The sequence below is a fragment of the Sphingomonas yabuuchiae genome (genome assembly GCF_001477495.1).
Lineage (GTDB): Bacteria > Pseudomonadota > Alphaproteobacteria > Sphingomonadales > Sphingomonadaceae > Sphingomonas > Sphingomonas yabuuchiae_A.
Genome location: NZ_LDTF01000017.1, coordinates 35,991 through 48,694, shown reverse-complemented (window position 1 = coordinate 48,694; position 12,704 = coordinate 35,991). Strand labels below are relative to the sequence as shown.

7 protein-coding genes are annotated in these 12,704 nt (G+C 66.6%); 6 read left to right on the top strand and 1 reads right to left on the bottom strand.

The genetic code is table 11. From position 1 onward, the window contains the following. The first annotated feature begins 35 nt into the window (after positions 1-35). Positions 36-617: a hypothetical protein gene (locus tag NS355_RS05200; RefSeq protein WP_244489564.1), complete on the top strand. Its 582-nt coding sequence runs from the start codon at positions 36-38 to the stop codon at positions 615-617. A 236-nt stretch (positions 618-853) separates the two neighbouring features. On the opposite strand, the gene NS355_RS05195 is transcribed toward NS355_RS05200, so the two are convergent. Further along, a complete protein-coding gene (locus NS355_RS05195; RefSeq protein WP_058744742.1) occupies positions 854-4,381 on the bottom strand; it encodes a TonB-dependent receptor in 3,528 nt (1,175 codons plus the stop codon). Positions 4,382-4,637: 256 nt separating this feature from the next. Here NS355_RS05195 and NS355_RS05190 point away from each other — a divergent pair, with 256 nt between their 5' ends. From NS355_RS05190 to NS355_RS05170, 5 genes are all read left to right on the top strand, one after another. Beyond that, positions 4,638-6,155 (top strand): tryptophan halogenase family protein, encoded by a 1,518-nt coding sequence (locus NS355_RS05190; protein ID WP_058744725.1) that lies wholly within the window; start codon positions 4,638-4,640, stop codon positions 6,153-6,155. After that, entirely contained in the window at positions 6,152-7,621 is a 1,470-nt protein-coding gene (locus tag NS355_RS05185; RefSeq protein ID WP_058744724.1) for a tryptophan 7-halogenase, read from the top strand. Before NS355_RS05190 ends, NS355_RS05185 begins: the two co-directional genes overlap by 4 nt. Then, positions 7,618-9,231: a tryptophan halogenase family protein gene (locus tag NS355_RS05180; RefSeq protein WP_058744723.1), complete on the top strand. Its 1,614-nt coding sequence runs from the start codon at positions 7,618-7,620 to the stop codon at positions 9,229-9,231. Before NS355_RS05185 ends, NS355_RS05180 begins: the two co-directional genes overlap by 4 nt. Further along, positions 9,228-11,030, top strand: a complete 1,803-nt coding sequence (locus NS355_RS05175; protein ID WP_058744722.1) for a glycoside hydrolase family 9 protein — start codon at positions 9,228-9,230, stop codon at positions 11,028-11,030. Before NS355_RS05180 ends, NS355_RS05175 begins: the two co-directional genes overlap by 4 nt. Positions 11,031-11,092: 62 nt before the next feature. After that, positions 11,093-12,538, top strand: coding sequence for a GH1 family beta-glucosidase (locus tag NS355_RS05170; RefSeq protein WP_058744721.1), 1,446 nt, complete (start codon positions 11,093-11,095; stop codon positions 12,536-12,538). The last annotated feature ends 166 nt before the right edge of the window (positions 12,539-12,704 follow it).

Below are 12,704 nucleotides of genomic sequence, written 5' to 3'. Positions count from 1 at the left end.
GGGACCGGACAAACCGGCCAAAGAGGAGGAGAAGGATGATGATCGGATGTGTGGCCCTGCTGATCGCAGCCCTGCCAGCGGGAGCGGCCGCCCAGGCGGCCCCCAGCGCGGCGGCCCAGCCCAGTATCTTCGACAAGGCGGTGAACGCACCCGGCATCGGCTGGGCCCCTTACGGCCCCAACCAGACCGCCAGGCAGGTCCCCGCCCCCGACGTACCCGGCGGCAATGCCGTGCAGATCAAGGTCAGCAAGGCGGGTGCCAATCCCTGGGACAGCGGTGCAGCCTATCCCACGATCAAGCCGATCGCAGCGGGCGACACGATGCTGGTCATGGTCTTCCTGCGCGCGCCCGGCGCCACTGACGCCGCGCCGGTGACGATCCCCGTCGGCGCGGGCGGCTCCGAGGCACCCTATACGCCGATCGCAACCGAGCCGGTTCAGGTCGGGCCAAGCTGGAAGCGCTATTATGTGTCGGGCGTGGCCAACCAAGCCTATGCGGCGGGCAAGGCGAACATCACCGTGCAACTGGCAGGCGCCAAGCAGGTGATCGAGGTCGGCCCGGCGTTTCTGATCGACCTGGGACCGGGCTTCGACCGGTCCAAGCTGCCGCATAATTGAGCGGACGGCCGGGGCGGCGCGTGTTCGTCCGCCCGGTTCACGCCAGCACCGCCCAACGTTCGCCCCGAGCGAAGTCGAAGTGCACGCCCCATAAGCGCCCTTGGCCTTCGACTGCGCTCGGGCTGAACGGAAGATTGGAGTAATCCTGACATGTAAAAGCCGCCCGCCTCCAAATTGGAAGCGGGCGGCTTTTGTCGGTCCCGGCCAGACCCGAAGGGCCAGGCCGGTCAGCCGCATCAGAAGGTGCCGCGAAGCGCGAACGAGAAGCGGCGGTCGTTGACGATGTACGAACGCGGCGCGGTCGCGGTCGAACCGCTGATATAGGCCTGCTCGGTCTTGATGACCTGATTGGCCAGATTCACGCCCTGCACGCCGATCTTCAGATACTTGTTCAGGTTGATGAACGCCGACGCGTCCAGCTGCCCGCCCGCATCCTGATAGATGGAGGTGTAGGGGAAGATCACGTCCGCCGGGGTCAGCAGATACTTCGAACGCCAGTTATACGCCGCACGCAGCGAGATCGGACCCTTTTCGTAGAACAGCGCCGCGTTGACCGTGTGCTTCGACAGGCCTTCAAGCGGGATGTTGCCCGGCTTGATGTTCGACGTGCTGGCCGGCGCGCCACCATTCAGGAACGAGTTGGGCAGGCCCGAGCTGTCGATATAGGTATAGCTGCCGCTGGCGCCGAAGCCGCTAAGCAGACCCGGCAGGAAGTCGAAGGTCTGCTGATAGGCGACCTCGACGCCCTTGATCTTGCCGGTGCCGTCATAGTTGGACGGGCCGCGGACCAGCACCGACTGGGTGATGCCGTTGCTGGTGATGTTCCGGTTGGTGACCGACTGGTAGAAGAAGTTCTTCACCGACTTGTAGAAGACGTCGACCGACAGCTGACCGACGCGGGCGAAATACCATTCGACGGTCGCATCGAACTGCCACGCGGTCGCGGGCTTGAGGTAGGGGTTGCCCGCCGTCGCCGTGATCTGACCGCTATTGGCGTCAAAGCCCAGCTGCAGGAAGTTGCGGATGTTCGCGAAGTCCGGGCGGGTCATGACCTTCGACGCCGCCAAGCGCAGCACCACGTCGCGCCCGATGCCGAACTTCAGGTTCGCGCTGGGCAGGAAGTAGTGATACTGGCTGCGCGCCGTATCGGGCAGGGTCACGCCGGTCGAGAAGGCCTGGATGTTGTTGTAGGCGGCCTCGCCAAGCTGACAGATGCCAGTGGGACGACCCGTAACGACTGAGCCATCCGGACGCGTCGTCGTCGTGATGGCGCAGCGGCTGGCGAAGGCGTCGGTCGTACCAGTTTCCTGGCGCGTTGGTGCACCGATCGAGCCTGACGATGTTACGTTGGTCAACACATAGCGAACGCCGACATTGCCGCTCATCCGCACGTTGCCGAAAAGATTGCCCGGCGTCGCGAAGTTCAGCTGCGCATAGGCATTCTTGTCCTGCTGATCCACCAGCTGGATTTCCGACGGCAGGTACGACGTACCCGCAACGACGCCCGCGCGCTGCGCCAGCGGTGCAAAGACGGTCGGCGGATTGGCGTTCGCCGCCGCCAGATCGCCTGCCGCATTGGCCTGCGCCTGCGTCTGGCCCGCCGTCAAAGCGGCCGAAACCGCACTGGCACGCGCCGCATCGCGAACGCGCTGCTGCCACGTCTGACCGATCGAATTGAAGAACGCCGCTGACTGGCCATACTGGCCGGTCAGATTGCCATCGTAATAATATGCGCCAGACGGACCGTTTGCTGCGCCTCGGAAGAAATTGGGGAAGGAATAGAAGCTGCTGTTCGCCGACTGATCCGCGAACGACACCGGATTGGCGCCGCCGCCCCAGACTTCGCTGAGCGCACCCCAATTATAAGTGGTGTAGCGTACTTCTGACGCGCGGTCGGCATAACGCGCACCGAACTTGGCATGCGTGAAGAAGCTGCCGTCGTCGAACTTGTAGTCGACATCCGCCTTGAAGGCGTATTCACGCCCCTTGCTGTCTTCGAGATGGTCCATCGCCGCGCGCCAGAATTGGACGTTGCGGTTGGCGAAATACTGAGCGTCGTTCTGCTGGTTCAGCGTCGGGTTCGGCGTCGCCCAGCTCGCCTGCAGGGTCGAGGGCTTGTGCGGGATCACGACTGGCAGATTGCCGCTCAAATCCAGCTCAGAGTCGGCGAACGTCGAACCGAACACCCGGAAATCGGTGCTGGTCTTCTTGGCGCGGGTATAGTCGCCATCCAAGTTGACCGACCAGTGATCGTCCAGCTGAGTCTTCAGGTTCAGACCAAAATCGGTGACGGTGTTCTCGTCACGGGTCATACCGCGCGCCAGCGACTGCTGCGTACCGCCGGTCGGGACCCAGCAAGTCGCCTGACCGCTGCATGCGGAGCGATATCCATTGCCCGGCGCGGTAATGTAGCCCGACTGGAACAGGCCACCCGCGTCATAGACGTAGTTCTTCGTCGAACCGGTCGGGCACTGCGCGATCGTCGAGCCGCTGGGGCCTGCGTTGTTTTGGACGCAACCGATCGGATAGGTATTATATTCCGACAGATCCGGCGCGGTCTCGAAGGTGCGCTCCGAAGTGTTGTTGACCGTATGCGTGCGAAGGAACTGCGCGGTCAGGACGGTGCGCTCGTCGGTGCTCTGCCACTGACCGGCCAGCGCGATACCGTCACGCTTGCGATCGAACTCCTGGGTCGCGAACTGGCCGCCGATGGGTGCATAGCGCAGCGATGCCGGATCGAGGAAGCCGTCCGCACCCGGCGTTCCAGCTGTGCCGCAAGCCGCCGCATTGGCGGGCAGCGTGGTCTGGTCGACCGTGCCGGGCAGCGGGTTCCGGCAGTTCTGCGCCGTGGTCGAGTTGGCCGCCAGCGCCAGCGTGTTGTCGCGGGTCTGGATGTTGGTGATGCGGATGCTGTCCGCGCGGCTCTGCACGCGCGAATACGACACGTTGCCGAGCAGGCCGAAGCGGCCGATACCCGTGTCCCAGGTATCGCTGACGAACAGCGAGCCGGTCGGCGACCACTTCTTTTTGAAGTCGCCATAATTGCCCTCGGCAGTAAAGCCCAGGTGGAAACCCTTGTTGTCGAAGGGCTTGCGGGTGTTCAGGTTGACCGTACCGGCCAGACCGCCCTCGATCAGTTCGGCGGTGGCGTTCTTGTACACCTCGACCGAGCCGAGCAGTTCGGCGGGGACGTCCGAGAAGTTGATCGCCTGGCCGCCGATACCGGCCGAGAAGGTGTCGCGCCCGTTGAACTCGGAGCGAACGAAGGTCAGGCCGCGCACCGCGACGCCCGAGCCTTCGACCGAGAAGTGGTCGGGATCGTTGGCGGCGGCGAAGCGGCTGATCGACACGCCCGGCACGCGCTGGAGCGCTTCGGTGACCGAACGGTCGGGCAGCGCGCCGATGTCGGACGCGGTGATCGCGTCGACGACGGTGTCGGAGTTGCGCTTGATCGACTGCGCATTCGCCAGGCTCTGGCGGATACCGGTGACGACGACTTCCTTGCCGCTGTCGATGTCATCGCCCGCGGGCGGCTGTGCGCCGGGGGCCTCGACGCTGGCGCTGGTGCGCGGCGTGGCCGACCCGGCCGTACCCTGGCCCGCGACCGCGCCGGTCGGCGAGCTGGCGCTCTGGTCGGGATCGGTGGTCGTCTGCGCGAAGGCGGGCGTGGTCAGCGCGGCGATGCACAAAGCACCGGCCGAAGCGCCGAGCAGGAGCCGATTGAAACGATTGGCATTGGCAGTGAGCGGCGCAGCGCTGCGCATGATGGTCATCCCCCCCTTTGATCGCGCACCCCATTGGCGTCGCGTGGTTCGGTCGTGATCGTGCTTTCCGACACGTTTCACAGACCGATGATTGCGCTACCAGCAACATTTCGACAAGATGTTTAACTTAAGAAATGTCCGATCCGGGACAAGGTGCGACATTCCTGCCACGCCATCCCTATCGGTGGATTGCGGCTGGGCCTGACGCACGGCATGAAACGACGAATAGGCCTGGGAATCGCCGGGCCGGGGGTGGATGACGAAAGTGACAAACGACGTGGTGCGGGTCGTCATTGTGGGCGGCGGTACGGCGGGCTGGATGGCCGGCGCGGCCCTGACTCGTCTCCTTTCGGGACAGTGCTCGGTCCGCCTGATCGAGTCCGAGGCGATCGGTGTCGTCGGCGTCGGCGAGGCCACGCTGCCCCATATCCGCTCCTTCAACGAACGGCTGGGAATCCCCGAGGCGGAGTTCATGGCGCGCACCCGTGCCACCTTCAAACTGGGTATCGAGTTTCGCGATTGGGGCCGAATCGGCGACAGCTATATCCACCCCTTCGGTACCTTCGGGCGGGGCGCGGGGGCGATCGATTTCCACCATTACTGGTCGCGGCTGGCGCGCGAGGGACAGGATCTGCCGCCGCTGGACGAGCTGTCCTATGCCTGTACCCTGGCGCGCGAGGCGCGGTTCGAGCATCCCGATCAGGGCCGGGGCGGCCTGAGTTCCACCTTCGGCTATGCCTATCAATTCGATGCGCTGTTGTTCGCGCCCTATCTGCGCAGCCTGGCCGAGGAAGCGGGCGCGGTGCGGACCGAGGGCATGGTCGTCGATGTCGAGCGGGACGGCGAGAGCGGGCTGATCCGTTCGGTCACGCTGGCCGATGGCGAACGGGTCGAGGGCGACCTGTTCATCGACTGCTCCGGCTTTCGCTCGCTGCTGCTCGGCCAGGCCCTGGACGAGCCGTTCGAGGACTGGTCGCAATGGCTGCCGACCGACCGTGCGGTCGCCATGCCGTGCCGGACCGAAACCGCCGTCACCCCCTATACCAGCGCGATCGCCATGCCCGCCGGCTGGCGCTGGCGCATCCCGCTCCAGCACCGGACCGGCAATGGCTATGTCTATGCCAGCGACTTCATCAGCGACGGCGATGCCGCCCGCGCGCTGGAGCAGGAGGTGGAGGGCGAGAAATTGGCCGAGCCGCGGCTGCTGCGCTTCAAGGCGGGGCGGCGGCGGCGTAGTTGGGTCGGCAATTGCGTCGCCATCGGATTGGCCAGCGGTTTCCTGGAACCGCTCGAATCGACCAGCATCTATCTGGTGCAACAGGCGATCACCGCGCTGATCGAACTGTTTCCCGGCCGCGAGATGGACGCGTCCGACCGGGACGAATTCAACCGGGTCATCGATCTGGAATATGACCGGATCCGCGACTTCCTGATCCTGCATTACCACGCCACGTCGCGCACCGACTCGCCCTTCTGGAACTATGTCCGCACCATGCCCATCCCCGACAGCCTGGGCGAAAAGCTGGAGCTATGGCGCCGTCGCGGACGGGTGGTGAAGTATCGCGAGGGCGTGTTCCTCGATGCCAGCTGGATCGCGGTCTATCTGGGCCAGGGCATCGTGCCCGAGGGCTGGGATCCGCGCGCAGACGTGGCCGGGACCGGCGATCTGGTCCAGGCCGTCCGATCGCTTCGCAGCGAGATCGCCGGCGAAGTCGCCATGCGGCCCGATCACCGCGCCTTTCTGGAACGCTATTGCCCGATGGTGGCGGCATGAGCGCGCCCATCCGTCATGTGCTTGTCGCGGGCAGCGGCCTGACCGCCTGGAGCGCCGCCGCCGCGTTGAAGCGCCGCGCGCCGTTCCTCGACGTCACGCTGCTCGCCACCCCGCCTGCCGCTGACGCGCTGGCCGACCGGATCGCCTGCACCCTGCCCTCGCTGCCGGGTTTCCTTGCCGATCTGGGCATCGGCGAGGATGACGGGGTGACGCGCACCGGCGCTGGCTATCGATTGGGCTCGCGCTTTTCCGGCTGGGCGGAGGGGCTGCCCGACTATGTCCATGCCTATGACGGCTATGGTCACGCCATCGGTCCGGCGGCGTTCCACCTCCATTGGGTCCGCGCCGCGAGAGACGGCCATGCGGCCCCGTTCGACGCCTATTGCCCGGCGGCGCAGCTGGCGCGGGCGGGCGGCTTCGTGCCCCCGTCGCCGGGCACCCCCTTTGCCGGTCAAGACTATGGCCTGACGCTCGACCTCCCCCGCCAAGTGGCGATGATGCGGGCCTTCGCCCTGCATGTCGGGGTCCACGAGGTCACGGATTCGATCGCTCAGGTGCAGGTCGATACGACCGGCCATGTGACCGCTATCGCAGTGCAGCATGGCCCGGCCCTGACCGCACATCTCTATATCGACGCGACCGGCCCCGCCGCGCTGCTGCGGGGCAGCATCGACGATGCGTGGCAGGACTGGCGCGATTGGCTCCCCTGCGACCGCGTGCTGCTGGGCACGCAGGTGTTAGGCGAAGGCGCGCCGGTGCTGACGCCCGTGATCGCCCATGCGGCGGGCTGGCGTTGGTCGAGCGGCGAGCAGGTCGGCATGGCCTATGGCAGCGAGCATCTGTCCGATCCCGAGGCCGCCGCGATGCTGACACGCGACGGCACCGTGGTCGACGCCCCCATCGTCATCCGCCCCGGCACCCGGCCCCAGGCCTGGCGCGGCAACTGCATCGCGATCGGCGACGCGGCGACGCAGGTCGAGCCGCTGGAATGGTGCAACCTGCATCTGGCGCTGAGCGCGATCGACCGGCTCGTCACCATGCTGCCCGACACCGCCATGGCCGAGGTGGAGGCCGCCGACTTCAACCGCCAGACCCTGGCGGAAGCAGAGCGGGTGCGCGATTTCCTCGCGGCGCATTACCGCACCGCCCGCCGCCCCGAGCCGATGTGGCAGGCGGTGGCGCAGGCCGAACCGCCTTCGTCGCTGGCCCATACGCTTGGCCAGTTCGGCGAGCGGGGTCGCCTGCCCTTTTACGAGGAAGAGACCTTCACCCGCGACAGCTGGGCTGCGATCCTGCTGGGGCAAGGCTATCTTCCCCGTCGCATCGATCCGCTGGTCCACGGCATCCCCGCCCCCCAAGTCGATGCCGCCATGGCACGGATGACCGACGCGATCGCCGCCGCCCTTCCCCATGTTCCGGCCCATGCGCAGTGGCGCGCGGCCCAGATGAGGCGCCTTGCCCGATGACTCCCCATTCCGACCATCTGATCCGCCGGGTCGTCATCGTCGGCGGCGGCACCGCCGGTTGGATGGCCGCCGCCGCCTTTGCGCGGCTGCTCAACAACGGCTATACTCAGGTCACGCTGGTCGAGTCCGAGGAGATCGGCACGGTCGGCGTCGGCGAGGCGACGATCCCGCCGATCATCACTTTCAACCAGATGCTCGGGCTGGACGAGAACGATTTCCTCGCCAAGACCGGCGGCACGTTCAAGCTGGGCATCGAGTTCGTCGACTGGGGCGACAAGGGCGAGCGCTATATCCACCCGTTCGGCCGCCATGCGCAGGATTTGCAGGGCGTCCATTTCCACCAGCTCTATTTGCGCGAACGCAGCCGTCGCGCGCTGCCCGACATCGCCGAATGGTCGATGAGCGCGGTCGCGGCGAAGGCGGGCAAGTTCGGTCGCGCCAAGCCCGATGCCCGCTCGCCGATCCGCGAACTGTTCTACGCCTTCCACTTCGACGCCTCGCTCTATGCCCGCTATTTGCGCGGCTATGCCGAACGCGGCGGGGTGACGCGGGTCGAGGGGCGGATCGACGCGGTGAAGCTGCGGTCGGAGGACGGATATGTCGAGGGGGTGACGTTGGCCGATGGGCGGCGGATCGAGGGCGACCTGTTCATCGACTGCTCGGGCTTTCGCGGGCTGTTGATCGAGGAGGCGCTGGGCACCGGCTATGAAAGCTATGCCCGGTGGCTGCCCTGCGACCGCGCGGTCGCGGCTCCCTGTGCCCTGCCCAACCCGACCGAACCCGATCCCTTCACCCGCGCCACGGCGCGCGAGGCCGGGTGGCAATGGCGCATCCCGCTGCAACACCGGATGGGCAATGGTCTGGTCTATTGCAGCGACTATCTGGATGCCGAGACGGCCGAGGCGCAGTTGCTGGGAAGCCTGGAGGGCGAGTTGCTGGGCGATCCCCGCCATCTGCGCTTTACCGCCGGGCGGCGGCGGCAGAGCTGGAACCGCAACGTCGTGGCGCTCGGCCTGTCGAGCGGTTTCCTGGAGCCGCTGGAGTCGACCAGCATCCACCTCGTTCAGGCGGCGATCCAGCGTCTGATCGCGCTGTTCCCCGACACACGCTTCGACCCTGCCGAGCGCGACGAGTTCAACCGCCAGATGCACGACCTTTACGAGGATGTGCGCGACTTCATCATCCTGCACTACAAGGCGACGCGGCGCGACGACACGCCCTTCTGGAACCGGGTGCGCACGATGGACGTGCCCGACAGCCTGGCGCGTAAGATGGCGCTGTGGTCGGGCAAGGGGCGGCTGTTCCGCGAAGGCTATGACCTGTTCAGCAATCCCAGCTGGGTCGCGGTCTGCCTGGGCCAAGGGCTGGTGCCCGAAAGCTGGGAACCCGCCGCCGATGCGCTGGACGAGGATCTGGTCGCGCAGGCCCTGCAACAGATGCACGCCGGTTATGCCGACACCGCCGCGCGGATGCCCAGCCATGGCGATTTTCTGCGCATGACCGCCCCCTCCCCACTGGCCCCCGCCATGACGGCGGCGCGTGGCGGACAGGATGGGTTCGACTTTACGCGGACGAGCGGCACGGTGCAGGCCAAGGGCCCGCTGTTGTGACGCGGGTGATCCTTCCCCTGCTCGCGCTGGCGGCGACCGGCGCGGGGGAAGCGCCGGGACCGCATCTCAACCAGATCGGCTTCCGCCCCGACACCGCCAAGCATGCCATCGTCGCGAAAAACGGCGCGGCCCTGCCCTGGGAGTTGCTGGACGAAAAAGGCCGCACGGTGGCGCAAGGTGCCGCCACCGTCTTCGGCGCCGATGCCGCCTCGGGCGACAAGGTGCAGCAGATCGACTTCGGCGCGTTCCGCACGCCCGGCACCTATCGCCTGAAAGTCGATGGCCGCACCAGCCACGCCTTCACCATTGCGGCCGATGCCTATCGCCCGCTGTCGCGCGCCTCGCTCAATTTCTTCTACCAACAGCGTGCCGGGGTCGCGATCGATGCGCGTTTCGCCGGGGGCACGCAATGGGCGCGCGCGGCAGGGCATGTGCGCGAGGTGGTGACCTGCTTCAAGGGGATGGATCAGGCGGGCACCGACTGGCCGGGTTGCCCCTATACGCTGGACGTGACCGGCGGCTGGTATGATGCGGGCGATCAGGGAAAATATGTCGTCAATGGCGGCATCGCCTTGTGGATGCTGCAGAATCTCTATGAGGTGGATGCGGCCTCGCCCCCCTTCCCCGATGGCAGCGCCGCATTGCCCGAGGCGGGGAACGGCATTAACGACCTGCTCGACGAGACGCGCTTCGAAATGCGCTTCCTGCTGGCGATGCAGGTGCCCGACGGCCAGACCATGGCGCTGCCGCTCGGGCGGCAGGGTCGCGGCCCGTTACGCCTGACGCCGGTCGATGCGGGCGGCATGGCGCACCACAAGATCGCCGACCGCCACTGGACCAAGCTGCCCACGCCGCCCGCCGACGATCATGAGGAACGGCTGCTGTTCCCGCCCAGCACGGCGGCCACGCTGAACCTCGCCGCCACCGCCGCGCAATGTTCGCGCATCTGGCGGGGCATCGACAACGACTTCGCCAAGCGCTGCCTGGTCGCGGCGGGCAAGGCGTATCGCGCGGCGCTGCGCAACCCGGACGTCTATGCCGCGCAAGCGTTCGACGGCAGCGGCGGTTATGGTGACGGCGAACTGTCCGACGAACTCTATTGGGCGACCGCCGAGCTTTACGCCGCGACCGGCATGCCCGAACTGGCCCAAGCGCTGCACAGGATGCCGCTCCACGCCGCCGCACTGACCGGCGAGCCGAGCTGGGGCAGCACCGCCGCGCTGGGCACGATCACGCTGGCGACGGCGACGGATGTTCAGCCCGCCGAACGCGCGGCGGCACGGGCCAAGCTGATCGCGCTGGCCGACCGCTTCCTCGCCGAGGAGGGCCGGTCGGGCTATCACATTCCCTATGCTTCGACCGCCTATCACTGGGGATCGAGCAGCGTGCTGCTGGGGCGCGGACAGATATTGGCGCTGGCGGCGCGCTTCACCGGCGAGGCGCGCTACCGCGACGGCGCGGTCGATGCGATGGACTATGTGCTGGGCCGCAATCCGCTCGACCAGAGCTATGTCAGTGGGTTCGGCTGGAAGCCGATGCGGAACCCGCATCACCGTTTCTGGGCGCATCAGTTCGACGCCAGGCTGCCCGGCCCGCCGCCGGGCGTGCTGAGCGGCGGCGCGAACAGCACCGTCTTTCCCGAACCCGCCTCCGCCGCGCTCAAGGGCAAATGCGTCGGCTCCCGCTGCTGGATCGACGATGCGCGTGCCTATGCGCACAACGAAGTGGCGATCAACTGGAATGCGCCGCTCGTCTGGCTGACCACCGATCTGACCCGCCCCCTGCTCGCCCGCCCCTGACGGCGGCGACAGCATCCATTCACCCGAACATCGTCACAAAGAGCTACAGAAAAGGACAGACTATGGACCGTCGTAATTTCATGAAGACCGGCATGGCGATGGGCGGAGCCGCCCTCGCCACCGGCGGCGGCACGCTGGCCGCCGGCCGCGCGGCGGCCACCACGGCGTCGGACCTCAGCTTTCCCAAGGACTTCCTCTGGGGCTGCGCCACCGCCTCCTACCAGATCGAGGGCGCGGTCAAGGAGGACGGGCGCGGCCTGACCAATTGGGACGTGTTCTCACACACGCCGGGCAAGGTCGCGAACAACGACACCGGCGACGTCGCCTGCGACAGCTATCACCGCTATAACGAGGACATCGCGCTTCTGAAGAATCTGGGCGTGAAGGCGTATCGCATGTCGATCGCCTGGTCGCGCATCTTCCCTGAGGGTCGCGGCAAGTTTAACCAGAAGGGCCTCGATTATTATAACCGCGTGATCGACGGTCTGCTGGCGGCGGGCATCCAGCCCAATGTCACCATGTTCCACTGGGACCTGCCGCAGGCGCTACCCGGCGGCTGGCAGAATCGCGACACCGCCAAGGCGTTCGCCGATTATGCGGGCTTCATGGCGGGCAAGCTGTCCGACCGCGTCCACCGCTTCATGACGGTCAACGAGCTGCGCTGCTTCACCGACCTCGGCCATATGGTCGGCATCCATGCGCCGGGCCTGAAGCTGCCCCAGGCGCAGGTGAACCAGGTCCGCCACCATGGCTGTCTGGCGCACGGGCTGGGCGTGCAGGCGATCCGCGCCAATGCCAAGGCCGGGACCGAGGTCGGCATCGCCGACAATGCCAGCATCTTCGTCCCCGTTATCGAGACGCCCGAGCATATCGAGGCGACCAAGAAGGCGATGCGCGAAGAGAATGCGATGTTCCTGACCGCCGTCATGGAGGGCAAGTACACCGACGCCTATCTGAAGAACGCAGGCGCCGACGCCCCCAAGGTGCAGGCGGGCGACATGGCCGCGATCGGCGCCCCGCTCGATTTCGTGGCGTTGAACATCTACACCCCGACCTTCGTGAAGGCGAACCCGGAGGATCCGCGCGGTTATACCCCGCTGCCGCATCTGCCCAACTCGCCGCGCATGGCGTCGCCCTGGCTCTATGTCGGCCCCGAGGCCGCCTATTGGGGCGTGCGCGCGGTTTCCGAAATGTGGAACCCCAAGGCGATCTACATCTCCGAGAACGGCACCTCGGCCGACGACAAGCTGAACGACAAGGGGCTGGTCGATGACGGCGACCGGATCATGTATCTGCGCAACTATCTGGGCCAGTTCCGCCGCGCCGCCGTCGAGGGATACCCGCTCAAGGGCTATTTCCTCTGGAGCCTGATGGACAATTTCGAATGGGCCGACGGTTACGCCCTGCGCTTCGGCCTGCACCATGTCGACTATGCGACCCAGAAGCGCACGCCCAAGCTGAGCGCCCAGTGGTATAAGGAACTGATCCGCCGCAACGCGCTGGTCTGATCCGAACGCCGGACGAACAGGAAACCCCGCCGGTCGCAGGACCGGCGGGGTTTTTCGTGCGCGTCATCCGGCGCCGACAGAAAAAGGGCAGAGACGGCGGATGCCATCCCTGCCCCGCGAGGCTCCGTTGGGGATCATCGCGGGGTGGGCCGCAACCCACCCCGAT